General features: G+C 71.1%; 24 protein-coding genes and 2 riboswitches. Of the genes, 18 read left to right on the forward strand and 6 right to left on the reverse strand.

Annotated elements, in window-relative coordinates; all coding sequences use genetic code 11:
• Positions 1 to 73: 73 nt before the first annotated feature.
• On the reverse strand, positions 74 to 1,657 hold the full coding sequence (locus tag ACQEV1_RS44790; protein WP_433403207.1) for an amino acid permease: 1,584 nt from the start codon (positions 1,655 to 1,657) through the stop codon (positions 74 to 76).
• Between the two features lie 150 nt (positions 1,658 to 1,807).
• Between ACQEV1_RS44790 and ACQEV1_RS44795 the strand changes: the two genes are divergently transcribed.
• From ACQEV1_RS44795 to ACQEV1_RS44835, 9 genes are all read left to right on the forward strand, one after another.
• The gene (locus tag ACQEV1_RS44795) at positions 1,808 to 2,425 is read left to right on the forward strand and encodes a class I SAM-dependent methyltransferase (RefSeq protein WP_285626833.1); all 618 of its coding nucleotides are present in this window, start codon (positions 1,808 to 1,810) and stop codon (positions 2,423 to 2,425) included.
• A gap of 72 nt (positions 2,426 to 2,497) precedes the next feature.
• Positions 2,498 to 3,922 (forward strand): glutamine synthetase family protein, encoded by a 1,425-nt coding sequence (locus ACQEV1_RS44800; protein WP_433403210.1) that lies wholly within the window; start codon positions 2,498 to 2,500, stop codon positions 3,920 to 3,922.
• Positions 3,923 to 3,935: 13 nt separating this feature from the next.
• The gene (locus ACQEV1_RS44805) at positions 3,936 to 5,282 is read left to right on the forward strand and encodes an aldehyde dehydrogenase family protein (protein ID WP_285626828.1); all 1,347 of its coding nucleotides are present in this window, start codon (positions 3,936 to 3,938) and stop codon (positions 5,280 to 5,282) included.
• Positions 5,283 to 5,310: 28 nt separating this feature from the next.
• Entirely contained in the window at positions 5,311 to 6,078 is a 768-nt protein-coding gene (locus ACQEV1_RS44810) for a 3-oxoacyl-ACP reductase (protein WP_285579914.1), read from the forward strand.
• Entirely contained in the window at positions 6,075 to 6,827 is a 753-nt protein-coding gene (locus ACQEV1_RS44815; RefSeq protein WP_433403214.1) for a gamma-glutamyl-gamma-aminobutyrate hydrolase family protein, read from the forward strand. The genes ACQEV1_RS44810 and ACQEV1_RS44815 overlap by 4 nt, the downstream gene beginning before the upstream one ends.
• A 27-nt stretch (positions 6,828 to 6,854) precedes the next feature.
• Entirely contained in the window at positions 6,855 to 7,571 is a 717-nt protein-coding gene (locus tag ACQEV1_RS44820) for a gamma-glutamyl-gamma-aminobutyrate hydrolase family protein (protein WP_285626822.1), read from the forward strand.
• Positions 7,572 to 7,743: 172 nt separating this feature from the next.
• Entirely contained in the window at positions 7,744 to 8,964 is a 1,221-nt protein-coding gene (locus tag ACQEV1_RS44825) for an alpha/beta hydrolase family protein (RefSeq protein WP_433403218.1), read from the forward strand.
• A 215-nt stretch (positions 8,965 to 9,179) separates the two neighbouring features.
• A complete protein-coding gene (locus tag ACQEV1_RS44830) occupies positions 9,180 to 9,929 on the forward strand; it encodes an SRPBCC family protein (RefSeq protein ID WP_433403220.1) in 750 nt (249 codons plus the stop codon).
• Between the two features lie 70 nt (positions 9,930 to 9,999).
• Positions 10,000 to 10,557, forward strand: coding sequence for a dihydrofolate reductase family protein (locus ACQEV1_RS44835; RefSeq protein ID WP_433403222.1), 558 nt, complete (start codon positions 10,000 to 10,002; stop codon positions 10,555 to 10,557).
• A 78-nt stretch (positions 10,558 to 10,635) separates the two neighbouring features.
• Here ACQEV1_RS44835 and ACQEV1_RS44840 read toward each other — a convergent pair whose 3' ends face one another.
• Genes ACQEV1_RS44840 through ACQEV1_RS44850 form a run of 3 tightly spaced genes read right to left on the reverse strand, consistent with a single transcriptional unit; the run spans position 10,636 to position 14,086 of the window.
• On the reverse strand, positions 10,636 to 12,891 hold the full coding sequence (locus ACQEV1_RS44840) for an FtsX-like permease family protein (protein ID WP_433403225.1): 2,256 nt from the start codon (positions 12,889 to 12,891) through the stop codon (positions 10,636 to 10,638).
• Positions 12,888 to 13,565 carry an ABC transporter ATP-binding protein gene (locus tag ACQEV1_RS44845; RefSeq protein WP_285626805.1) on the reverse strand — a complete coding sequence of 226 codons (678 nt, stop codon included), beginning with the start codon at positions 13,563 to 13,565 and terminating at the stop codon, positions 12,888 to 12,890. The genes ACQEV1_RS44840 and ACQEV1_RS44845 overlap by 4 nt, the downstream gene beginning before the upstream one ends.
• The gene (locus ACQEV1_RS44850; RefSeq protein ID WP_433403229.1) at positions 13,562 to 14,086 is read right to left on the reverse strand and encodes a PadR family transcriptional regulator; all 525 of its coding nucleotides are present in this window, start codon (positions 14,084 to 14,086) and stop codon (positions 13,562 to 13,564) included. Before ACQEV1_RS44850 ends, ACQEV1_RS44845 begins: the two co-directional genes overlap by 4 nt.
• A 124-nt stretch (positions 14,087 to 14,210) precedes the next feature.
• Positions 14,211 to 14,308: riboswitch (glycine riboswitch) on the forward strand.
• Position 14,309: 1 nt separating this feature from the next.
• Positions 14,310 to 14,396, forward strand: a riboswitch (glycine riboswitch).
• Positions 14,397 to 14,467: 71 nt separating this feature from the next.
• On the opposite strand from ACQEV1_RS44850, the gene gcvT reads away from it, so the two are divergent.
• The 8 genes from gcvT to ACQEV1_RS44890 all read left to right on the forward strand — a co-directional run bounded on the left by gcvT (position 14,468) and on the right by ACQEV1_RS44890 (position 21,725).
• On the forward strand, positions 14,468 to 15,571 hold the full coding sequence (gcvT, locus tag ACQEV1_RS44855; RefSeq protein WP_433403232.1) for a glycine cleavage system aminomethyltransferase GcvT: 1,104 nt from the start codon (positions 14,468 to 14,470) through the stop codon (positions 15,569 to 15,571).
• Complete coding sequence (gcvH, locus tag ACQEV1_RS44860; protein ID WP_285579899.1) at positions 15,568 to 15,951, forward strand: glycine cleavage system protein GcvH; 384 nt, start codon at positions 15,568 to 15,570, stop codon at positions 15,949 to 15,951. The genes gcvT and gcvH overlap by 4 nt, the downstream gene beginning before the upstream one ends.
• Position 15,952: 1 nt before the next feature.
• Positions 15,953 to 17,209, forward strand: a complete 1,257-nt coding sequence (glyA, locus tag ACQEV1_RS44865; protein ID WP_285626798.1) for a serine hydroxymethyltransferase — start codon at positions 15,953 to 15,955, stop codon at positions 17,207 to 17,209.
• 6 nt (positions 17,210 to 17,215) lie between these two features.
• Entirely contained in the window at positions 17,216 to 18,151 is a 936-nt protein-coding gene (lipA, locus tag ACQEV1_RS44870; protein WP_285579895.1) for a lipoyl synthase, read from the forward strand.
• Between the two features lie 2 nt (positions 18,152 to 18,153).
• The gene (locus ACQEV1_RS44875) at positions 18,154 to 19,527 is read left to right on the forward strand and encodes an L-serine ammonia-lyase (protein ID WP_433403237.1); all 1,374 of its coding nucleotides are present in this window, start codon (positions 18,154 to 18,156) and stop codon (positions 19,525 to 19,527) included.
• A gap of 119 nt (positions 19,528 to 19,646) precedes the next feature.
• The gene (locus tag ACQEV1_RS44880) at positions 19,647 to 20,072 is read left to right on the forward strand and encodes a VOC family protein (protein WP_433406106.1); all 426 of its coding nucleotides are present in this window, start codon (positions 19,647 to 19,649) and stop codon (positions 20,070 to 20,072) included.
• A 103-nt stretch (positions 20,073 to 20,175) separates the two neighbouring features.
• Positions 20,176 to 20,583 (forward strand): YciI family protein, encoded by a 408-nt coding sequence (locus tag ACQEV1_RS44885; protein ID WP_433403240.1) that lies wholly within the window; start codon positions 20,176 to 20,178, stop codon positions 20,581 to 20,583.
• A complete protein-coding gene (locus tag ACQEV1_RS44890; RefSeq protein ID WP_433403243.1) occupies positions 20,580 to 21,725 on the forward strand; it encodes an RNA polymerase sigma factor in 1,146 nt (381 codons plus the stop codon). Before ACQEV1_RS44885 ends, ACQEV1_RS44890 begins: the two co-directional genes overlap by 4 nt.
• 36 nt (positions 21,726 to 21,761) lie before the next feature.
• Here ACQEV1_RS44890 and gdhA read toward each other — a convergent pair whose 3' ends face one another.
• Together gdhA and ACQEV1_RS44900 are read right to left on the reverse strand one after the other, a co-directional pair.
• Positions 21,762 to 23,111 (reverse strand): NADP-specific glutamate dehydrogenase, encoded by a 1,350-nt coding sequence (gene gdhA / locus ACQEV1_RS44895; protein ID WP_433403246.1) that lies wholly within the window; start codon positions 23,109 to 23,111, stop codon positions 21,762 to 21,764.
• Complete coding sequence (locus tag ACQEV1_RS44900; RefSeq protein WP_285626780.1) at positions 23,083 to 23,355, reverse strand: hypothetical protein; 273 nt, start codon at positions 23,353 to 23,355, stop codon at positions 23,083 to 23,085. The genes gdhA and ACQEV1_RS44900 overlap by 29 nt, the downstream gene beginning before the upstream one ends.
• Positions 23,356 to 23,448: 93 nt before the next feature.
• Here ACQEV1_RS44900 and ACQEV1_RS44905 point away from each other — a divergent pair, with 93 nt between their 5' ends.
• On the forward strand, positions 23,449 to 24,423 hold the full coding sequence (locus ACQEV1_RS44905; RefSeq protein WP_433403249.1) for a hypothetical protein: 975 nt from the start codon (positions 23,449 to 23,451) through the stop codon (positions 24,421 to 24,423).
• The last annotated feature ends 8 nt before the right edge of the window (positions 24,424 to 24,431 follow it).

Genomic DNA, 24,431 nt, shown 5'->3' on the forward strand with positions numbered 1-24,431 from the left:
GCACCGAGGGGCTTCGTCGCCCGCGTCACGGCCGGCCGGGCTTCGAGCCGGCCGTGACGCCGCCCACGGCCGGTCAGGCGGTCGCGGGGCCCGCGTCCAGGTCGCCCGGTTCGAGGGACTCCGCGACGCCGTCGACCGTACGGCGCGGGCCGGTGAACCAGTTCCTGGCCGACAGCCCCCACCAGCCGCCGACCAGCAGCAGTACGGCGCCGAGCGCGATCGGCGCGTAGTTCACCGCGCTCCAGCTCCAGGCCTTGTCGCCGGGCACCCCGGCCGGCGCGAGCGGCATGATGAAGTAGATCGAGATCACGATGATCTCGATGACGGCGATCCAGCCGAGCACCCGGTACTTCGACCCCAGCGTCCACGGTCCCGGCCGGAACCGGTCACCCATCCGCAGGCGCAGGTAGATCGGGATGAGGAAGGCCAGGTACAGGCCGATCACCGCGATCGACACGACCGCGTAGAAGGCGACGGGCGTGCCGGTCGGGCTCTTGTACAGCGCCGGCAGGGTGAGCACGAGCGCCGCCACGCAGCCCATGACGATCGCGTTCACCGGAGTGCGGTTGCGGTCGACCTTCGACCACAGCCGCCAGCCGGGGACGCCGCGGTCGCGGGAGAACGCCCACGTCATACGAGACGTGCTCGTGACACAGCTCATGCCGCAGTAGAACTGGCCGACCACCGAGATCGCGACGACGACCTTGGCCAGGGCCGGGCTGAGCGCGGTGGTGAAGATGGCCGTGACCGCGCCCTCCTGGGCGTCGATGCCCTTGACGTCCGTCGCGGCGAACAGGAACGACAGCAGCAGGATCCAGCCGCCGACCGCGGAGTAGGCGATGGAGCGCCACAGGCCCTTCGCGGCGGTGAGCGCCGCGCCGCGGGTCTCCTCCGAGACGTGCGCGCACGCGTCGAAACCGGTGATCGTGTACTGGGTCAGCAGGAAGCCGAGCGGCAGCACGTAGAACCAGTACATGCCGTTCGAGAACCCGGAGTTGTTGATCCGGTGGCCGAGGACGAACGACAGGCTCTGGTGCGAGTCCGGGCCGAAGACCAGGATCAGCACGATCGCCGCGACGCCGAACACGTGCCACCACACGGAGACGTTCTGCAGGACCGCCACGAGGTGGTGCCCGAAGATGTTGATCAGCGCGTGCAGCACCAGGACGATCAGGAACAGCAGGAAGACGAAGCTCAGGCCGCCGTCCCAGCCCTTGTGCAGCATGCCGAGGAGCACGTTGAGGAAGGTCGCGCAGCCGTAGTCGACGGAGGCGGTCACCGCGACCAGGCCGATGAGGTTGAGCCAGCCGGTGAACCAGCCGTGCACGGGCCGGCCCATGGTCGCCGCCCACCAGTAGATGCCGCCGGCCGTGGGATAGGCCGAGACCAGCTCGGACATGCAGAAGCCGATGATCAGGATGAACGCCGAGATGAACGGCCAGCCCCAGGTGATGGCGACCGGCCCGCCGTTGTTCCACGCCTGCCCGAAGGTGGTGAAGCAGCCGGACAGGATGGAGATGATCGAGAAGGAGATCGCGAAGTTGGAGAAGCCGCTCCAGGAGCGTTCCAGCTCCTGTGTGTAGCCGAGCTCGGCAAGTCTCTTGGCGTCGTCATCGAGGTGGGTGGCCATCAGTGCCTCCTCGAGGCTCGTGACCATGGCCTGTCCTTAACCCATTGGAAACACAAGGGCAGTCCAGCGGCCTGATGTTGTTCCGGAAGTCTGCGAGCGGCCGAAGATCGCGTCAAGAGGGTGCCCGAATTTTGTTCGGTCCCGGATGGGCGGACGCCCCCTCGATAGGGTGCGCCGATGGCGGAGGAGTACTGGAACCACAACGTGCACTACCACCCGCTCGTACTCCGCGCGGTTCCCGAGGGCTGCGACGCCGCGCTCGACATCGGCTGCGGCGACGGGTTGCTGGCCCGGCGGCTGGCGCGGCGGAGCGACACGGTCGTCGGCGTGGACGTCTCGGCGGAGATGGTCCGGCTGGCCCGCGAACGCGGTAAGGGCCTGGACAACGTGACGTTCGCCGAGGCGGACTTCCTGCACCACGAGCGCGAGCCGCTCGGCGAGGGCCGGTTCGACTTCGTCAGCGCCGTCGCGGTCATCCACCACGTCGACTTCGCGCCGGCGCTCGCGGCGGTCGAGCGCCTGCTCGCTCCGGGCGGCCGGGCAGTGATCGTCGGGCTCGCCCGCAACGGGACGCCGCTCGACTGGATCCTGAGCGGCGCCGGCGTCCCGGCCGCCTCCTGGCACCGGCGCCGCAACGGCGGCAAGACCCAGCCGGACGGGCTGCCGATGAAGGATCCGGCCATGAGCTGGGGCGAGATCCGCCGCGACGCGCAGCGCCTGCTGCCGGGCTGCCGATTCCGGCGGCATCTCCTCTGGCGCTACTCCCTGACCTGGGACAAACCGCGCAGTACCTGACGCGCGAGTCTTGACACGGCCACGGCTCAGGGCTCTCAATGGTCACAAATAACACCATTGGCCTTTCAAGCAATGGCCTCTCCCCCGAAGGGCGCCATCGTGCCGAACCGAGGTCTGCTCACGCTGGAACAACTCTGGGTCGAGGTGGAGGCGGACCGGATCGACACGGTCCTCATCGTCGTCACCGACATGCAGGGACGGCTCCAAGGCAAGCGCCTGTCCGCCCGGTACTTCCTGGAGGAGGTGGTCGCGCACGGTTCGGAGGGGTGCAACTACCTGCTCGCGGTGGACGTCGACATGAACACGGTCGACGGGTACGCCATGTCCTCGTGGGAGCGCGGCTACGGCGACTTCGTCATGCGCCCGGACATGCCCACGCTGCGGTGGCTGCCCTGGCACCCCGGCTCCGCCCTGGTCTTCGCCGATCTCGCCTGGGGGGCGGAGGGGCGTAGCCACGGGGGTGAAGAACGGGACGGCACCGACGTCGTCGCGTCGCCCCGGCAGATCCTGCGCCGCCAGCTGGCCCGGCTCGCCGAGCGCGGCTGGGGCGCGTACGTCGGCACGGAGCTGGAGTTCCTGGTCTTCCAGGACACCTACGAGGAGGCCTGGAACCGGCGCTACCACGGCCTGACCCCGGCGAACCAGTACAACGTCGACTACTCGATCATGGGCACGTCGCGCGTCGAGCCGCTGCTGCGCCGCATTCGTAACGCCATGGACGGCGCCGGGATGTACGTCGAGTCGGCCAAGGGCGAGTGCAACCTCGGCCAGCACGAGATCGCCTTCCGGTACGCCGACGCGCTCAGCACCTGCGACAACCACGTGCTCTACAAGACCGGCGCGAAGGAGATCGCGGCCCAGGAGGGCAGCTCGATCACCTTCATGGCCAAGCCGAACGAGCGGGAGGGCAACTCCTGCCACATCCACATCTCGCTGCGGGACCGGGACGGCACCCCGATCATGGCCGGCGACGGCCCGCACGGCCTGTCGGAGATCGGTGCGCACTTCATCGCCGGGCAGCTCGCCTGCATGCGCGACTTCACGCTCCTGTACGCCCCGAACGTCAACTCCTACAAGCGGTACGCGCCGGGCTCGTTCGCGCCGACCGCGATCAAGTGGGGGCGCGACAACCGCACCTGCGCGCTGCGCCTCGTCGGGCACTCCGGACCGTCCCTGCGCGTGGAGAACCGCGTGCCCGGCGGCGACGTGAACCCCTACCTCGCCGTGTCCGCGCTGATCGCGGCCGGTCTGCACGGCATCGAGAACGAGCTGCCGCTGGAAGAGGCCTACGAGGGCAACGCCTACACCTCCGGCGCCGCCCAGGTGCGCGCCACGCTGCGCGAGGCCGCCGCCGACTGGACCGGCAGCGACCTGGCCCGCGCGGCGTTCGGCGACGAGGTCGTGGACCACTACGCCAACAACGCGAACGTCGAACTGGCCGCCTACGACCGCGCGGTGACCGACTGGGAGCTGTTCCGCAACTTCGAGCGCACCTGACCGGGGGGATCGCGTGGCCGACTTCAAAGTGATCAATCCGGCGACCGAGGAGGTCGTCGCGGCCGTGCCGATGGCGGGCGCCGAGGAGGTCGACGCCGCGGTCGCGCGCGCCCGCGAGGCGTACGCCACCTGGCGGAACGTCGCGCCCGGCGACCGTGCCCGGCTGCTGCGCGCCTTCGCACGTACCGTCGACGAGCACGTCGAGGAGCTGGCGGACCTGGAGGTGGCCGAGGCCGGGCACCCGATCGGCCAGGCACGCTGGGAGGCCGGGAACGTCCGCGACGTGCTCGACTACTACGCGGGCGCGCCGGAGCGGCTGTTCGGCCGGCAGATCCCCGTGCCGGGCGGGCTGGACGTGACGTTCCGCGAGCCGCTCGGCGTGGTCGGCCTCATCGTGCCGTGGAACTTCCCGATGCCGGTCATGGGCTGGGGCATGGCCCCGGCGCTCGCCGCCGGGAACACCGTGGTCGTCAAGCCCGCGGAGGCGACGCCGCTGACCGCGCGCCGCATCGGCGAGCTCGCCCTGGAGGCCGGGCTGCCCGAGGGCGTGCTCCAGGTGGTGCCGGGTGAGGGGCCGGTCGCGGGACGGCGGCTCGTCGCGCACCCGGACGTACGGAAGGTCGTCTTCACCGGCTCGACCCGCGTGGGCAAGGAGATCATGCGGTCATGCGCGGACCAGGTGAAACGGCTCACGCTGGAGCTGGGCGGCAAGAGCGCCAACATCGTCTTCGCCGACGCCGACCTGGAGCGGGCCGCCGCCACGGCGCCGTACGCCGTCTTCGACAACGCGGGGCAGGACTGCTGCGCCCGCTCGCGCGTGCTCGTGGAGCGCAGCGTGTACGACCGGTTCATGGAACTTCTGGAACCGGCCGTACGCGGCGTGCGCGTCGGCGACCCGCGCACCGAGGACACCGAAGTGGGACCGCTGATCAGCGCGGCGCACCGGGAGAAGGTGCGCGGTTTCACCGGTGACGGCGTCGCCTTCCGCGGGAGCTGCCCGGACGGGCCGGGGTTCTGGTTCCCGCCGACCGTGCTGACCGGGACGGGCCGCGCCTGGGACGAGGAGATCTTCGGTCCGGTTGTGAGCGTGCGGCCCTTCGAGGACGAGGCCGACGCCGTACGGATCGCGAACGACACGGTGTACGGGCTGGCGGGCTCGCTGTGGACCCGTGACGTCGGCCGGGCCCTGCGCGTCGCGCGTGCCGTCGAGGCGGGCAACCTGTCCGTCAACTCCCACTCGGCGGTCCGCTACTGGACCCCGTTCGGCGGCTTCAAGCAGTCCGGGTTCGGCCGTGAGCTGGGCCCGGACGCCCTGGACGCCTTCACCGAGACCAAGAACGTCTTCATCGCGACCGGCTGACGGCCGGTCTCCCGGGAGCGGAGGATCAATGCAGCGTCTGCAGGACCGCGTCGCGGTCGTCACCGGCGGTGCCAGCGGCATCGGCCTGGCGACCGTACGGCGATTCGCCGAGGAGGGCGCCAGAGTCGTCATCGCCGACGTGGACGAGACGACCGGCAAGAACGTCGCGGAGGAGGTCGGCGGGCTGTTCGTCCGCGCGGACGTCACCAGCGAGGAGGACGTGCGCGGGATGTACGCCTTCGCCAAGAACGCCTACGGCTCGGTGGACATCGCCTTCAACAACGCCGGGATCTCCCCGCCCGACGACGACTCGATCCTGACGACCGGCATCGACGCGTGGCGCCGCGTGCAGGAGGTCAACCTGACCAGCGTGTACCTGTGCTGCAAACACGTCATCCCGTACATGCGCGAGCAGGGACGCGGCTCGATCATCAACACGGCGTCGTTCGTGGCGGTGATGGGCGCGGCGACCTCGCAGATCTCCTACACCGCCTCCAAGGGCGGCGTGCTGGCGATGTCGCGGGAGCTGGGCGTGCAGTTCGCCCGCGAGGGCATCCGGGTCAACGCCCTGTGCCCGGGGCCGGTGAACACCCCGCTGCTCCAGGAGCTGTTCGCCAAGGACCCCGAGCGCGCGGCCAGGCGGCTGGTGCACATCCCGGTCGGCCGGTTCGCCGAGGCGAGCGAGATCGCGGCGGCCGTGGCGTTCCTGGCCAGCGACGACGCCTCGTTCGTCACGGCCTCGGAGTTCCTGGTGGACGGCGGGATCTCCGGCGCGTACGTCACTCCGCTCTCGTGACCCCGCCGGTCATCGGGGTGACGTCGTACGTGGAGCCGGCGCGGTTCACGGTCTGGGAGACAACGGCGACGCTGCTGCCGCACGCGTACGTCGAGCAGATCGTCCGGGCCGGTGGGCAGCCCGTGCTGCTGCCGCCGGCCGGCGACCCGTCCTCGGTGCTGCCGCGCCTCGACGCGCTCGTGCTGTCCGGCGGCGGCGACCTGAACCCCGCGTCGTACGGCGCGGCGCCGCACGAGCGGACCGGTCACGTCCGCGACTTCCGGGACGAGGCGGAGCTCGCCCTCGTGCGCGGCGCGCTGGAGCTCGGCCTGCCCTTCCTCGGCGTCTGCCGTGGCCTCCAGGTGCTCAACGTCGCCCTGGGCGGCACGCTCCACCAGCACGTGCCGGACGTGGGCGGCGACGTCCGGCACTCGCGGAGCCCCGGGATCTACAGCCGGTTCCCGGTGAAGGTCGCGCCGGGCACGCGGCTGGCCGCGGCGCTCGGCGCGGAGACGGTCACGGTGTCGCACTACCACCACCAGGCGATCGACCGGCTCGGGGCGGGGCTGACCGCGACCGCGTGGTCCGACGACGGCCTGGTCGAGGCCGCCGAGGCCGGCGACCGCCCGTTCACGCTGGGCGTCCAGTGGCATCCGGAGGTCGACGCGGACCCGTCGCTGTTCCGTGCCCTGGTCGCGGCGGCGGACGGCCGGCCCGGTCAGCGACAGGTCAAATCGCGACCAGGCGAATTCCAGGTCGGTGGGGCGTGACGTCGCGTCACGCTTTCATCGTTTGCCGTGACAAGACCTGTGATCGGCGTGAGCGCCTACGCCGAACGGGCCCGCTGGGCGGCGTGGGACATGCCCGCCAGCGTCGTGCCCCAGCGTTATCTCGACAAGGTTCTCGCCGCCGGTGGGACGCCGGTGGTCCTGCCGGCCCTGCCCGGCGTCGACGGCGTGCTGTCGCGTCTCGACGGGCTGCTGCTCGTCGGCGGCGGTGACGTCGACCCGGCGCGATACGGCGCGGTCCCGCATCGGGCGAGCGGGCCGGTCAACGCCGTCCGCGACGCCGCCGAGCTGGCCCTGCTGCGGGAGGCGCTCGCGCTGCGGCTGCCGATCCTCGGCATCTGCCGTGGCCTCCAGCTCATGAACGTGGCCCTCGGCGGCACGCTGCACCAGCACGTGCCGGACGTCGTCGGCCACGAGGGACACGCGGGCGGGGACGGCGTCTTCGTCCGGCACGACGTGCACCTGCATCCCCGCTGCGTCCTGGCCCGCGCGCTGAACCGTACGACTCTGGACGTGCCGAGCCTGCACCACCAGGCGATCGACCGGCTCGGCGGGGGCCTCACCGCGTGCGCGTGGTCCGACGACGGCCTGATCGAGGCGGCCGAGCTGGACGGGCACCCGTTCACGGTCGGCGTCCAGTGGCATCCGGAGGCCGACGCGGAGGTGGCGGTCTTCTCCGCGCTGGTGGCGGCCGCGGCCGTCCCCGCACCCGTCGTCGTCGTGTGAGAGGTCGGGAAAACCGAACCCCCGATCGGCGTGGTGGCACGATTCCGCCGCCGCGCCCGCCCGACCAGCATTGAGGCCATTCCTGCGACACCGGAGGTCATCTCATGAGCGAGCGAAGCGAGCGAGTCAAGAACACGCGCGTCTGGATCACTCCACCGACGAAGGAGGGCTCGTGAACGGTTCCCGTCTCATCGGCGGTCTGGTGGCGGGCGGCCTGGCCACGGCCGCTCTGCTGGCGGCCGGGCCGACCGTCTCCTCGGCCGTTCCGCTGCGGCCGAACGTCCACACGGCGGCGTCCACGAACGCGGCGCGGCTCACGCTGCCTTCTCCCAGTGGGCCGGACGACGTCGGCACGGTCGCGGTGCGTCTGGTCGACGACTCACGGCACGATCCGTGGGTGCCCGCGCAGGCGTACCGGGAGCTGATGGTCAGCGTGTTCTACCCGGCGCGCGACGCCGCGGCCCACCCGCTCGCGCCGCAGATGACACCGGGCGCGGCGAAGCACTTCGACGCCTCGCTCGGCACCCCCGTCCACCAGGGCCTGGGCATCAAGCCCGGCGCCGCCGACTGGGGCGCCACGATGACGCACTCCCACCAGGGCGCGCCCGTGACGGCCGGCCGCCATCCCGTCGTGCTGTTCTCCCCCGGCCTGGGCGACCCGCGCACGCTCGGCACCACCTTCGCCGAGGACCTGGCCTCGCGCGGCTACGTCGTCGTGACGATCGACCACACCTATGACGCGTCGGAGGTGGAGTTCCCCGGCGGCCGGGTCGAGCCGTTCAAGCTGCCCCTGGACGGTGACCCGCTGGAGACGTTGAAGAAGGTCGTGAGCGTACGGACCGCCGACACGCGGTTCGTGCTCGACCGGCTGAGCACGCTCCCGAACGGGCTGGGCGACGCCGTCGACCCCGGGCGGATCGGCATGGCAGGCCAGTCGGCGGGCGGGTTCACCGCCCTGCAGGCGCTGCACGACGACCCGCGCGTACGGGCCGCGGCGGACCTGGACGGCACGGTCGGCTTCGACCAGAGCGACGGCGGTCCCGGCCTGTCGTCGCTCGCCGAGAGCGGCCTGCGGCGGCCGTTCCTGCTGATGGGCAGCCAGGCGAGCGACCACCACACCGTACGGTCGTGGGAGGCGCTGTGGGACCACAGCACCGGCTGGAAGCGCGACCTGCACCTGCGCGGCTCGGCGCACCACACCTACACCGACCTGGAGTCACTGGCGCCGCAGCTCAAGGTGGACGCGGACACCGGCTGGATCGACTCCTCGCGGGCGGTGGCCGAGCAGCGTGCGTACCTGGCGGCCTTCTTCGACCGGTGGCTGCGCGGCCGCGACGACGACCTGCTGGACCGGCCGTCGCCGCGGTACCCCGACGTGACCTTCGTGCGCTGAGCCCCTCACCCGTGGTCGCGTCGACCACGGTGCGGGCTGGCAGACCGGCGCGGGCTTTGCCCAGGGCCCTGTTCGCCCCCGGGCGGCCGTTCTCGCGGCGGCGGAGGTTGTACCCCCGCCGCCGCGCTCAGCGCCTGACCAGCGGCGATCGACGTGCGCCACCGACAAAAATTTTCGTCTTGACATCTATATTTGTCTGCACGAGGATTCCTGACATGTCGCACGAATTCGAGATCGCCGACGAGATCACCCTGGAGGCCACCCCGCAGCAGGTGTGGGAGGCCATCGCCACCGGTCCCGGCGTCGACTCGTGGTTCATGGGACGCACCGAGATCGAACCAGGGGAAGGCGGTACGAACAGCCTGGACATGATGGGCGCGATGGGTTTCGTCCAGAAGTCCACGATCACCGCGTGGGAGCCGGGCGAGCGCCTGGCCTTCCGGGAGGACAGCCCGGACGGCACGTTCACGGCCTGCGAGTACCTGCTGGAGGGCCGGGACGGCGGAAGCACCGTCCTGCGGTTCGTGCACAGCGGCATCCTGAGCGACGACTGGGATGCGGAGTACTACGACAGCATGAAGGCAGGCGACCTGATGTACCTCAAGCAGCTCGCCGCCTACCTGAAGTACTTCCCGGGCCGCTACGCCACGCGCAACCTGTTCCTGGTCGGCCCGGCCGTGCCGGACAACGAGCGGGTGTGGTCGCGGTTCGCGGCCGCGCTCTCGCTGACCGGCGAGATGAACCAGGGTGCGCCCGTGCGATTGAACGTACCCGGCCTGCCCGCCACCGACGGTGTGGTCGAGTTCCTCGGCACGCCATATTTCGTCGGTGTGCGCACCCCGCACGGCATCCACCTGTTGATCAAGGGCTACCGGAACACGCTCGTCGTCGGGTACCACGGCTTTTCCGCCGACGAGGACGAGAAGGAGATCGAGTCGGCGTGGCGGTCCTGGCTCGCGTCGTAGGTGTCCAAGAGGGGCGTTGGACCTGCGCTGGGACCGTCCCGGCGCGGGAAGAAACAAACGGAGGCGTCGGATGCGTAGGTTGATTCTGGGCTTTTACGTCTCACTCGACGGCAAGAGCGCCGACGGGGACAACGGAATCCGGGACGTCATGGACAGCATCGACGACCCCGAGCAGGAGGAATACTTCGTCAGCCGGCTGTGGGAGGCCGGAGCCTTCCTCATGGGCCGCAAGACCTACGAGATCTGTGCCGGATACTGGCCCACCTCCGACCACCCGTCCGCCAAGGCCATGAACGAGATCCCCAAGGTCGTGTTCTCCCGCACCCTCGAAACCGCCGACGACTGGCCCGAGACCCGGATCGCCGGCGGTGACACCGCGGAAGAGATCGCCAAGCTCAAGGCCGGGCCCGGCAAGGACCTCGTCGCCTGCGGCGGCACCGAGTTCATGCAATCGCTGATCAAGCTCGGCGTGGTCGATGAGTACCGCCTGTGGGTGCTCCCCGCCATCACCGGCAAGGGCGCGCCACTGGTCCCCGAACTGGACGAGGCTCGGAAGCTGCGCCTGGTGAAAAGCACGGCCTTCCCCTCCGGAATCCTCGAACTGTGTTTCGTACCAGCCGACAGATAAAACCCGCCAAGCGACGCACAGTTACGGTGGCATCGGGACGTAGGCGTGCCGAACGAGTGAGGGGATCGGTGAGCCCCCTCACTCGTTCCGCGCGGTCTCGGGCCCGGTGATCCGCCGGAGCAGGGGCAGGGTGGCGGCGATGACGCCGAGGGAGACGGCGAGCCCTGCCACGACCGTGACGGCGAAGCCGATGCCCGGCGGGTGCAGCGGGTAGTCCAGCTGTGACCTCAGGAACAGCCCGGCGGCCAGGAACCCCGCCCCCGTCGCCACGACGGCGTTGGCCAGCAGCGGGACCGCGCTCTCCAGGACGACGGCCCGGCCGAGGGTCGCGAGCCGGACGCCCGTGAGCCGCAGCAGGCTGAACGGCCGTTTGCGCTCGTTCAGGCCGCCGACCACGCTCGCCGCCAGGGCACACCCGGCGATGCACAGGCTGACGACGATCACCACGTCGGCCAGGCGTTCGTACCCCCTGAGCAGCCGCGCGGTGTCGGCGTTCGCACGCATCTCCCGGACGGTGGCCGCCGGCTCGCGGTGCGGGAAGGCGACGGCGAGCACGGTCCGCGCCCGTTCGACCGCCGACGCCGACCCGTCGGTGCCGACGACGACCGTCTGGACCGGGAGGCGCCGCGCCCGCGACGAGGACAGGGCGGCGGCGGGCCAGTCCGTGCCGGGGAGGCGTTCGGAGTCGAAGACGTAGTCGGGCGGCACCGACACCACGTCCGCGCCGGCGGCGCACCGCCCGAAGTGCGGCACCCCGGCCAGCTCGCGGCACGACATCAGCCCGGCCACCATCGGCCGGGGGCCGCCCAGCGAGAGCGTCGTGCCGAGCGGGTTCGTGTGGATCAGCATGACGCCCCGTACGCCGGGGATCGAGCGCAGCCGGGCCAGGACCTGGTCGGAGACCGGGACGGAGGCGCGGGGCACGCCCGGCGTCCTGGTCCAGCCGTGGGAGTACTCGGCCACCAGCGTGCCGCGGGCCGCCGCGTCGCTCTCGGGCAGGCCCTCTTCGGCCACCATCGTGTTGATCACTCCGACCGCCGTGCTGGTGACGAAGAGGGCGAGCACGAGGCCGCTGACCGCGCGGTAGCCGGCCTTCGGGTCGTCGGCGAGCCGCCGCCCGGCGATCAACGCCGCGGGACGGCGGGCGTACCGCGCGACGACGCGTGAGCCGGCCATGGTCAGCCACGGCCCGGCGACGACCAGGCCGCCCATCATCAGGAAGATCCCGGTGAGGTACGCCCAGATCTGGCCGTTCGTGGTGTCGGGGCGACGGCCGACGAAGAACGCCAGCTCGGCGACGCCGGCGACGAGCGGGATCAGCCGGTACGGGCGAGGCGGGCGCGGAGTGACGCGCCGGCTCACGCCGAGCGGGGAGATCCGCACTCGGCGCAGCGCGAGGCGCGCCGCGATCATCGCCCCGATCGGGACGCCGACGGCGGCGAGCGCGACCTGGAGCGGGTTGAGCGACAGGTCGGCGGCGTAGAACCGCTCGCCGGTGAGCGGGAGCGCGGTCAGGCGCGTGCGGAAGAGGAAGAACAGTCCGAAACCGCCCGCGGTGCCCGCGACCGCCGCGACGCTGGACTCGACGGCCGCGACCAGGGAGATCTGCCGGGGCGTGGCGCCGACCAGGCGCATGGCGGCGAAGCGTTGTTCGCGACGCGTGGCGACGAGCCGGGTGACCGTGCCGATGAAGATCAGCACGGGGAAGAGCAGCGCCGCCGCCGTGACCGACAGGATGAGGTCGATGCCGTTCGCGTTGGTGCCGGCGTTGCAGCTCGAACAGCTGCTGGGCGTCCTGGTGGCGATGGCGGTCACCTTCGCCGCGCCGGGGGCGCGCGAGAGTTCGGCGGCGCTCGCGCCCGCGATGACGTACAGCGAGTCCGGGGACGGGAGCGCGGCCGGGCCGATCGTGCCGATCCGGCGGCCGGGGTAGCGGTCGCCGAGCCGGCCGGGCGGTGCCGTGCGCAGCAGCGCGGTCAGCGCGGGTGACGCGTAGTACTCCCCCGGCCCGGGCGGGCGCGGGATGCCGGGTGGAACGGGTGAGCGGGGCCCGGTGGCGGCGACGTCGACCCGGGTGATCGTCCTGCCCTCGTAGCGCTCGTAGCCGAGGGTGGCCCACAGTGGGTCCGGGGACGGCGGAACACCCGCCGTGGCCTCGGGGGACGCGGAGTTCAGCCAGGCGTAGCGGGCGTTCTGCGCGTTGACCGCGTTGACGCCCGCCAAGGTCGCCAGCAGCAGCCCGACTCCCAGCGCGACGGCGGCCGCCGTGACCACCAGCCGCACGGCCGCCTCTCGCCCGCCCGCCACGGCCAGCCGCACACCGAACCCGATCACGAGATCACCCCGATCGACGTGGTCCTCCCGTCGCGGACGATGACCTCGCGGTCGGCGTACGCGGCCACCCGCGGCTCGTGGGTGACCAGGATGACCGTGGTGCCCTCCTCGCGGGCGGCGGACACGAGCAGCTCCATGACCTGCTCCCCGGTGAGCGAGTCGAGCGCGCCGGTCGGTTCGTCGGCGAACAGCACCCGCGGGCTCGCGACCAGGCCTCGGGCCAGTGCGACGCGCTGGGCCTGCCCGCCGGACAGCTCGCCGGACCGCCGCCGCTCCAGGCCGTCCAGGCCGAGCCGTTCGAACCAGGGGTGGGCCTGCCGGACGGCCGCGCCCCGGCGCATGCCGCCGAGCAGCAGTGGCAGTGCGACGTTCTCCTCGGCGGTCAGCTCGGGGACGAGCTGACCGAACTGGAACACGAAGCCGAAGCGGTCGCGGCGCAGGGCGCTGCGCTCGGCCTCGCCCATGGTGTCCACCCGGCGGCCGTCGAACCGGACCTCGCCGGAACCCGGCGTGAGGATCCCGGCCAGGCAGTGCAGCAGGGTCGACTTGCCCGACCCGCTCGGGCCCATGACGGCGAGGATCTCGCCGGCCTCGGCCGACAGGCTCGCGCCCCGCAGCGCGGGCGTGCTGCCGAACGACAGCGTCACGTCGCGCGCCTCCACGAGAGTCGTCACGGCAGGACCTCGCGTTTCAGCGCGTCGAGCCGGGCCGCGGTGAGGTCGATCCAGCGCAGGTCGGACTCCAGGTGGAACAGGCCGTGGTCGGCGAGCAGCGCGTCGACCAGGTCGCCGGTCCGCTTGGTCTCGGTCAGCTCGCGCATGCGTTTCAGGTGGGCGGCGCGCTGGGCGTCGAGGTACGCCTCGGCGTCGCGGTCGAGCAGCAGCGCGAGCACGACCTTCGTGAACAGCACCGTCTGCAGGTGCGGCTCGGCCTCGACCGGCTCGGCGAGCCAGGACTCGAACTCGGTCGCCCCCGTCTCGGTGATGACGTACCGCTTGCGGTCGGGGCCCGAGCCGGCCTCGGTCTCGCCCACGACCACCTTCCCCGCACGGGCGAGCCGGCCGAGGGTGGCGTAGACCTGGCCGAAGGACAGCGGCCTGCCCCGGCCGAACAGCGCGTCGTAGTCGCGTTTCAGGTCGTACCCGTGGCTCGGCTCCCGTTCGAGCAGGCCGAGGAGGGCGTAGGGAACGCTCATGAGACGGAGGGTACGTCGCGCGTATACTCGCCGTCTATACACTCAGCGTGTATCCGCGTGGCCAGGTGGGCCGATGTGCGGGCTGTCGCCGCGCGACGGGCGCTGCTAGCCTGGCGGCAGCCGTTGATCCCGCGCGGGAGAGCGCCCGGACCGCCAGTCCGGGCCGCCGAAGGAGCAACTCCTCCCCGGAACCTCTCAGGCGACGAAGACCGCGCGGAGCAGGCGACCTCTGGAAAGCGGAGCACTGCTCCCGCCGAAGGTGCAAGCCCCCCGGGCGAAGCTCTCAGGCGCCGATGACAGAGGGGGAGGCGCCGAGACCGCACGCGAACCAGTGGGACGATATGACCCCCGGATCGCCCGCGCGATAAGGAGCCTGCCGCGATGTCCGTTCCGGACACCAAGAAGACACCACTCCACGAGGTCCACGAGGGCCTCGGCGCCACCGTCACCGAGTTCGCCGGTTATCGGATGCCGCTGCGCTACGGCAGCGAGACCGCCGAGCACCAGGCGGTCCGTACCAGCGCCGGCCTGTTCGACCTGTCCCACATGGGAGAGATCTTCGTGACCGGCCCGCAGGCCGGGGCGGCGCTCGACTACTCCCTCATCGGACACCTTTCGGCGCTCGCCGTGGGCCGGGCGCGCTACACGATGATCTGCGACGCCGACGGCGGCGTCCTGGACGACCTGATCGTCTACCGGCTGGCCGCCGAGACCTATCTGATCGTGGCCAACGCCGCGAACGCCGCCACCGTACGCTCAGAGCTGACCGCGCGGGCCGAGAAGTTCGACGGGGCCACCGTCGACGACCGCTCCGACGCGTACGCCCTCGTCGCGGTCCAGGGGCCGAAGGCGCAGGGGATCCTCGGCAAGCTCACCGACGCCGCGCTCGGCGACCTGAAGTACTACGCGATCCTGCCCGGCGCGGTGTCCGGCGTCGACGCCCTGATCGCCCGCACCGGCTACACGGGCGAGGACGGCTTCGAGCTGTTCGTCTCCGCCGGCGACGCCGTGGCGACCTGGGCGGCGCTGACCGAGGCCGGCGGCGACGACCTGCGGCCCTGCGGGCTGTCCTCGCGCGACACGCTGCGCCTGGAGGCCGGGATGCCGCTGTACGGCAACGAGCTGACCGCCGAGACGACGCCGTTCGACGCGGGCCTCGGCCGTACCGTCAAGTTCGACAAGGGCGACTTCGTCGGACGTGCCGCGCTGGCCGCGATCGCCGACAAGGCGCCGGAGCGCACCCTCGTCGGCCTGGTCGCCAGGGGACGGCGGGTGCCCCGGCACGGGTACGACATCGTGGGATCAGACGGCACGCCGTGCGGAGTCGTGACCAGCGGCGCGCCGTCCCCGACACTGGGCAAGCCCATCGCCATGGGCTATATCCACGCGGGTCACACCGAAGACACCGATCTGGCGGTGGACATCCGCGGCAAACATGAGCCGGTCGACAAGGTCGCCCTGCCTTTCTATAGGAGGACCCCGTGAGCAACGTTCCCGAGACCCTTTCCTACACCGAAGAGCATGAGTGGATTACCGAGCCGTCCGACGGTGTTGTGACTGTGGGGATCACCGCCTATGCCGCCGACGCCCTCGGTGACATCGTGTACGTCTCGTTGCCGCAGGAGGGCGCCACGGTCGAGGCCGGGGAGCCCTGTGGCGAGGCGGAGTCGACCAAGTCGGTGAGTGACATCTATGCGCCGGTGACGGGGGAGGTCGTGGCGGTGAACGGTGCGGTCGAGGAGGACCCGGCCGTGATCAACACCGACCCGTACGGGGAGGGCTGGCTACTGAAGATCCGTACCGACGGTGACGGCCCCGACCTGCTGGACGCGCCGGCCTACTCCAAGCTGATCGAGGAGGCGTGAGATGAGCCTGTCCAACGCCCCTCTCTCCGAGATCGACCCAGAGGTCGCGTCGGCCATCGCCGAGGAGCTGCACCGCCAGCAGTCGACCCTGGAGATGATCGCCTCGGAGAACTTCGCCCCGGTGGGCGTGCTCGAGGCCCAGGGCTCGGTGATGACGAACAAGTACGCCGAGGGCTACCCGGGCCGCCGCTACTACGGCGGCTGTGAGTACGTCGACGTCACCGAGCAGCTCGCGATCGACCGCGCCAAGGCCCTGTTCGGCGCCGACCACGCGAACGTGCAGCCCCACTCGGGGGCGCAGGCCAACATCGCGGTGTACTTCGCGCTGCTCCAGCCGGGCGACACCATCCTGGGCCTGGACCTCGCCCACGGCGGGCACCTGACCCACGGCATGAAGATCAACTACTCGGGCAAGATGTTCAACGTCGCCGCCTACCACGTAGGCGAGGACGGCCTGGTCGACATGGACGAGGTCGCCCGGCTGGCGCGCGAGCACCGGCCGAAGATGATCGTCGCCGGCTGGTCGGCGTACCCGCGGCAGCTCGACTTCGCCGAGTTCCGCCGCATCGCCGACGAGACGGGCGCGCTGCTCATGGTTGACATGGCGCACTTCGCCGGGCTCGTCGCCGCCGGGCTGCACCCCTCGCCGGTGCCGCACGCCGACGTCGTCACGAGCACGACGCACAAGACCCTCTGCGGGCCCCGCGGCGGCCTCATCCTGTGCCGCGAGGAGTTCGCCAAGAAGATCAACTCCGCGGTGTTCCCGGGCACGCAGGGCGGGCCGCTGGAGCACGTGATCGCCGCCAAGGCCGTGGCCCTGAAGATCGCCGCGTCCGAGGAGTTCGCCGAGCGCCAGCGCCGTACGGTCGAGGGCGCGAAGGCACTGGCGGCGCGGCTGTCGCGCGAGGACGCCGCCAAGGCGGGCGTGAAGGTGCTGACCGGCGGCACCGACGTGCACCTGGTCCTGGTCGACCTGGTCGACTCGGAGCTGACCGGCCGCGACGCCGAGGACCGGCTGCACTCCATCGGCATCACCGTCAACCGCAACGCCGTCCCGAACGACCCGCGGCCGCCGATGGTGACCTCCGGGCTGCGGATCGGCACGCCCGCGCTGGCCACCCGCGGCTTCCAGGAGGCCGACTTCGCCGAGGTCGCCGACATCATCGCGCTCGCGCTGCAGCCGTCGTTCGACGAGGCAGCGCTTTCGGCCCGGGTGACCGCCCTGGCCGAACAGCACCCGCTATATCCCAGTTTGTGAGATGAGATGACCATCGCCCCGGAAGGCCGCAAGCTGCTCCGCGTCGAGGCGCGCAACGCCGCGACCCCGATCGAGCGCAAGCCGCCGTGGATCAAGACCAAGCTGAAGATGGGGCCGCAGTACCGGGAGCTGACCGACCTGGTGCGCAGCGAGGGCCTGCACACCGTGTGCCAGGAGGCGGGCTGCCCGAACATCTACGAGTGCTGGGAGGACCGCGAGGCCACCTTCCTCATCGGCGGCGACCAGTGCACGCGCCGGTGTGACTTCTGCCAGATCGACACGGGCAAGCCCGCCGCGTACGACCCGGACGAGCCCCGGCGCGTCGCGGAGTCGGTCGAGCGGATGGGCCTGCGGTACGCCACGATCACCGGCGTCGCCCGCGACGACCTGCCGGACGGCGGCGCGTGGCTGTACGCCGAGACGGTACGGCAGATCCACTCCGCGCTGCCCGGCTGCGGCGTCGAGCTGCTCATCCCGGACTTCAACGCCGTGCCGTCGCAGCTCGCCGAGGTGTTCTCCTCCCGGCCTGAGGTGCTCGCGCACAACCTGGAGACGGTGCCGCGGATCTTCAAGCGGATCCGGCCGGCCTTCCGGTACGAGCGGTCGCTGTCGGTCCTGACCCAGGCGCGTGAGGACGGGCTGGTCACCAAGTCCAATCTCATCCTCGGCATGGGCGAGACCCGCGAGGAGATCACGCAGGCGATGCGCGACCTGTACGACGCGGGCTGCGAGCTGCTCACCATCACGCAGTACCTCCGGCCCACCCCCCGCCACCACCCGGTCGAGCGCTGGGTCAAGCCGGAGGAGTTCGTCGAGCTGAAGGCCGAGGCCGAGGAGATCGGCTTCGCGGGGGTGATGTCCGGGCCGCTCGTACGCTCCAGCTACCGCGCCGGGCGTCTCTACCAGCAGGCCATGGAGGCTCGCGGCGTCGTGGCCGAGTAGTCATGGCGATCAGCGTCTTCGACCTGTTCAAGGTGGGTATCGGTCCGTCCAGCTCGCACACGGGCGGGCCGATGGTGGCCGCGCACCGGTTCGCGCGTTCCCTCTCCGCCGACGGCCTGCTGGAGAAGACCGCGTCCGTACGCACCGTGCTGTACGGCTCGCTGGGCCTGACCGGCAAGGGGCACGGCAGCGACAAGGCGGTCATCCTGGGCCTGGAGGGTGACCGGCCGGAGTCGGTCGACGTCGACGGTGTTCCGGCGCGGCTGGCATCGGCGCGTTCGCAGGGGACGATCCGCCTGCTCGGCTCGCGCGAGGTGCCGTTCGTCGTCGGCTCGGACCTGGTCTTCGAGCGCAAGGAGTCGCTGCCGCACCATCCGAACGGCATGCGCTTCACGGCGTACGACGACGCGGGCGAGGTGCTGCGGGAGAAGGTCTACTACTCGGTCGGCGGCGGTTTCGTCGTGGACGAGGACGCGACCGGCGCCGACCGCATCAAGCCGGACGACACGGTCGTGCCGTACCCGTTCGCGACCGGGGCCTCGCTGCTGTCACTGACGGAGGAGACCGGGCTGTCGGTGCCGGCGCTGATGATGGAGAACGAGAAGGCGTTCGGGCGCGACGAGGAGACGATCCGCGCGGACCTGCTCGGGCTGTGGCAGGTGATGCGGGAAAGCGTCACGCGCGGCTGCACGAACGAGGGGCTGCTGCCGGGCGGCCTGAAGGTACGGCGCCGCGCGCACCTGCTCTACCGCAAGCTGCTCGCCGAGACCGAGGCGGACCCGCTGCACGCGATGGACTGGGTGACGCTGTTCGCCCTCGCGGTCAATGAGGAGAACGCCGCGGGCGGCCGGATCGTCACCGCCCCGACCAACGGCGCGGCGGGCATCGTCCCGGCGGTCCTGCACTACTACGACAAGTACGTCCCGGGCGCGTCCGACGAGGGCGTCGTGCGCTTCCTGCTCACGGCCGGGGCGATCGGCGTGCTCATCAAGGAGAACGCCTCGATCTCCGGCGCGGAGGTCGGCTGCCAGGGCGAGGTCGGCTCGGCGTGCGCGATGGCGGCGGCGGGCCTGACCGAGGTGCTCGGCGGCACCCCGGAGCAGGTGGAGAACGCCGCCGAGATCGGCATCGAACACAACCTGGGCCTGACCTGCGACCCGGTGGGCGGGCTGGTGCAGGTGCCGTGCATCGAGCGCAACGCGGTCGCGTCGATCAAGGCCATCAGCGCGTCCCGATTGGCTCTGCGCGGCGACGGCCGCCACTTCGTGTCGCTGGACAAGGCGCTGAAGACGATGAGGGACACGGGCCGCGACATGCTCGACAAGTACAAGGAGACCTCGCGCGGCGGCCTCGCCGTGAACGTCATCGAGTGCTGAGGTGAGGACTCCGCGCGTTCTCGGATGTCGAGAACGCCGCGCCGGCTCCGTCCCAGGTACACATGTGGCCAGGACGGGCCGCGCGACGGAGAGAGAGAACCACCATGACGATTCAGCGGATGGACAACGTCGCCATCATCGTCGACGACCTTGAGTCCGCGATCGCGTTCTTCACCGAACTCGGTATGAACCTGGAAGGCAAGGCGCAGCTCGAAGGCCTTGTCGTCGACCGCATCGTCGGACTCGACGGGGTCCGCACCGACATCGCGATGATGCGGACCCCCGACGGCCACGGCAGGCTGGAGCTGACGGAGTACCACACCCCCGCGGCGATCGGCGCCGGCTCGGAGAACCCGCCGCCCAACACGCTGGGCCTGCATCGTGTCATGTTCGCCGTCGACGACATCGACGACACCGTCGCCCGCCTGCGCGCCCACGGCGCCGAACTCCTCGGCGAGGTGACGCAGTACGAGGACAGCTACCGGCTCTGTTACCTACGCGGCCCCGCGGGCATCATCGTCGCCCTGGCCGAGCAGCTCGGCTGACGGCCCGTCGCGGCCGGGAGAATCTCGCGGTGGGATGTCGAGAACCCGGACGCGGCTCCGTCCCTGGAGTGAACATGGGCCGTACCACACCAAGGAGAACACCATGGCCAAGTACCTGCTGCTCAAGCACTACCGTGGCGCACCGGCAGCGGTCAACGACACGCCGATGGAGCAGTGGACGCCGGAGGAGATTTCAGCGCACATGCAGTACATGCGGGACTTCGCCACTCGGATCGAGGGCACCGGCGAGTTCGTCGAGAGTCAGGCACTCTCCCCGGAGGGCACGTTCGTCCGCTACGACGGCGAGGGGCGGCCGCCGGTCACCGACGGCCCGTTCGCCGAGACCAAGGACCTGATCGCCGGCTGGATGGTGATCGACGTCGAGACCTACGAGCGGGCGCTCGAGCTGGCCGGCGAGCTCTCCGCGGCTCCGGGCGCGGGTGGCAAGCCGATCCACGAGTGGCTCGAGGTGCGCCCCTTCCAGGGCGATGCGTCCACGGCCACCGAGTGAACGAGTCACTGCTGCGGGAGCTGGTGCCCGCGGTGATCGGTGTCCTCGTCCGTCGCGGAGCCGACTTCGCGGCGGCCGAGGACGCCGTGCAGGACGCCCTGGTCGAGGCCATACGCGTGTGGCCGGACGACCCACCGCGCGACCCCAAGGGCTGGCTGGTCACCGTGGCCTGGCGCAAGGCCCTCGACGCCGCCCGCGCCGACACCTCACGACGGCACCGCGAGGAACGCCTCGAATCCGAGCCCGTACCCGGCCCGGCCGTGGCGGTGGACGACACGCTCGGGCTGTACTTCCTGTGCGCGCACCCGTCCCTGACACCGGCCTCGGCCGTCGCGCTCACGCTGCGCGCGGTCGGCGGCCTGACCACGCGCCAGATCGCGCAGGCCTACCTCGTGCCGGAGGCGACCATGGCCCAGCGGATCAGCAGGGCCAAACGGACCGTCTCAGGCGTCCGGTTCAACCAGCCCGGAAACGTCGCCACGGTGCTGCGCGTGCTCTACCTCGTCTTCAACGAAGGCTACTCCGGCGACGTCGACCTCGCCGCCGAGGCGATCCGGCTCACCCGCCGGCTGGCAGCCAGGACCCACCACGAGGAGGTCGCCGGCCTGCTCGCACTCATGCTGCTGCACCACGCCCGGCGCCCGGCACGGACCGGTCCCGACGGCCGGCTCGTCCCCCTCGCCGAACAGGACCGCAGCCGGTGGAACACCCGCCTGATCAGCGAGGGCATCGACGTGCTCCAGGCGGCCCTCGCCCGCGACCGCCTGGGCGAGTTCCAGGCCCAGGCCGCCGTCGCCGCGCTGCACGCCGACGCCCGGACGGCCGAAGAGACCGACTGGGTACAGATCGTCGAGTGGTACGACGAACTGGTACGCCTCGCCGACAACCCGGTGGCCCGCCTCAACCGGGCCGTCGCGGTGGGCGAGGCCGACGGCCCACGGGCCGGCCTGGCCGCCCTGGCCGAGCTCGACCCCGCCCTGCCCCGCCACACCGCCGCCGCGGCGTACCTACACGAACGCGACGGCGACCTGGCGACCGCGGCACGGCTCTACGCCGAAGCCGCCCGATCAGCGCCCAACCTCCCCGAACGCGACCACCTCACACGACAGGCCGCACGCCTCAACACGCGACTGCGCGGTTGAGCGGCGACGGCGAGGTTCGGTGAGCGAACGTCCGCCTCAGATGACGCCGAGGGCGAGCATCGCGTCGGCGACCTGGACGAACCCGGCGATGTTGGCTCCGGCGAGGTAGTCGCCGGGGCTTCCGTACTCGTCGGCCGTCTCCACGCAGCGGTCGTGGATGCCGCGCATGATGTCGGCAAGGCGCTGCTCGGTGTGGTCGAAGGCCCAGGAGTCGCGGGAGGCGTTCTGCTGCATCTCCAGTGCGCTGGTCGCGACGCCTCCGGCGTTGGCGGCCTTACCGGGGGCGAAGGCCACGCCGGCTTCGGCCATGAGCTGGACGGCCTCCGGGGTGCACGGCATGTTCGCGCCTTCCGCGACGATGCCGCATCCGTTCCGGACCAGGGTCGCGGCGTCGGTGCCGTTGAGTTCGTTCTGCGTGGCACAGGGCAGGGCGATGTCGCAGGGAACGTCCCACACCGAGCCGCCCTCGACGTACCGGGCGGAATCGCCTCGGGCCTCGACGTACTCGGAGATGCGGCCGCGGCGGACCTCCTTGAGGTCCTTGAGCAGGTCGAGGTCCACGCCCTTCTCGTCGACGACGTAGCCGCCGGAGTCCGAGCAGGCGATCACGGTGCCGCCGAGCTGCTGGACCTTCTCGATCGCGTAGATGGCGACGTTGCCCGAACCCGACACCACCACCTGCTTGCCGTCGAAGGAGTCGTCGCGCGTCTTGAGGATCTCCTCGACGAAGAAGACGGTGCCGTACCCGGTGGCCTCGGTGCGCACCTGGGAGCCGCCCCAGGCCAGCCCCTTTCCGGTCAGAACACCGGACTCGTAGCGGTTGGTGATCCGCTTGTACTGGCCGAACAGGAAGCCGATCTCGCGGCCACCGACGCCGATGTCGCCCGCGGGCACGTCGGTGTGCTCGCCGATGTGCCGGTAGAGCTCGGTCATGAAGGACTGGCAGAACCGCATGATCTCGCCGTCGGAGCGACCCTTCGGGTCGAAGTCCGAGCCTCCCTTGCCGCCGCCGATCGGCAGGCCCGTGAGGGCGTTCTTGAAGATCTGCTCGAAGCCGAGAAACTTGATGATGCCCAGGTAGACGCTGGGGTGAAAGCGCAGGCCGCCCTTGTACGGGCCGAGCGCGGAGTTGAACTCCACCCGGAAGCCACGGTTGACCTGCACGGTGCCGGCGTCGTCGACCCACGGGACGCGGAAGATGATCTGCCGCTCGGGTTCGCACAGCCGGCGGATCACGGCCGCGTCGGCGTACTCGGGGTGCTTGGCGACCACCGGACCGAGGCTGGTCAGGACCTCGCGCGCCGCCTGATGGAACTCGGCCTCGCCGGCGTTGCGCCGTACTACCTCGTCGTAGATGTCATGCAGTTTCTCGTCCAGGCCGGGCAAGCCGTTGCTCCTCTTCGTTGTTCGTGGCCGACTCCACCCGCTCCGCGAGACGCTCTTTGGTCAGCAGCGCCAGAGTGCTGATGGCCTCGTCGAGTTCCCGTACGGTCCGGTCCGGCAATGACTTCAGCGCCATGCGGGTCCGGTCGACGAGATCCGCGTCCTCCGGGGTCTCGATGAACGCACCGCTGAACTTGTTGACGATGGCACCCAGTCGTTTCGGGTCCATGGTCGCAGGCGGAGTCACGCTGCTTTCCTCCCGTCGGTTTGGGCGGCCATCATCCCATCCCATCGCTTATTTCCGTGGCTTCTCGGTGAGGTCTGATGATCACCAGGCAACATGAGGCGGGTGGACTACAACGCGATGCTGCTCGTGGAGCTGCCGGAGGCGCGGCGGCGTGCCGATGAGGCGGCCGTCACCCGGATCTGCGCGACGGTCGCGCACGCGGTGACCGAACAGGCGAGCCTCCGGTACGAGGCCCTGTGGCGGATCGACGACCAGGACGCCGTGGCCCGGATCTGCGTCTCCGCCGGGCGCACCTTCGCCTCCCGGGGCAGTTTCGGCACCGCGGCGAGCTTCTACCGGCGCGGCCTGCGGGCGGCCCGGGCCGTCGACGACCGCCGTGTCATCGCGCGGGCGGCCTCGGCGCTGGCCGCACTCGCGCCCGGCATCGAGCGTGAAACAGGGGCTTTCACCCACGAACTACTCCGCCTGCACAACGCTCGGACGGCCTACCGCGACGCCGCCGAGGCGTTCGACCTGATCGGCCGAGGTCAGGCGGCGGTCCGGTCGCGCGAGCACGCGATGTGGTGCGACGCGCGGTTGGACGACAGACTCGGCGGAAGGCCGTTCACGGACGCCGACGCACACGAGCTGTTCGACCAGCTGATCGAAGACGGCGCGCCCTGCCCGTACCTTGAGGGACTGGCCGTGCCCGCGGGGACCGACGGCGCCGATGAGCTTCCCACGGCGCTCCTCGAAGCCCTCGAAGTGGCTCTCGGCGCCCAGCTGAGGGAACCCACCGACCAGGCGTCCCACCGGATTCGGCGGGTCCGCGACCGGCGCCGGCCTCGGAGCCTGGAGATCACCGTGCCCGGCACGCCGGTGCCGACACTGCTCGTCCTGCCGCGGCCCGCCACCGCTGGGGCCACGGCCGCCCTGGCCGATCTGGACCTCGCCGGCGAGGCGAGCCGCGGCCACGAACTCTCCTGGGACCGGGCCGCTCGTACCTGGCAGATCCACGGCCGGCCGGCACCGCGTCTCAGCACCGCGGACCGGCCTCCCGCCTCGTACGAGGCGGGAGGCCGGGACTGAGGAACCGT

The sequence above is a fragment of the Actinoallomurus sp. CA-142502 genome (assembly GCF_050936355.1).
Lineage (GTDB): Bacteria > Actinomycetota > Actinomycetes > Streptosporangiales > Streptosporangiaceae > Actinoallomurus > Actinoallomurus iriomotensis.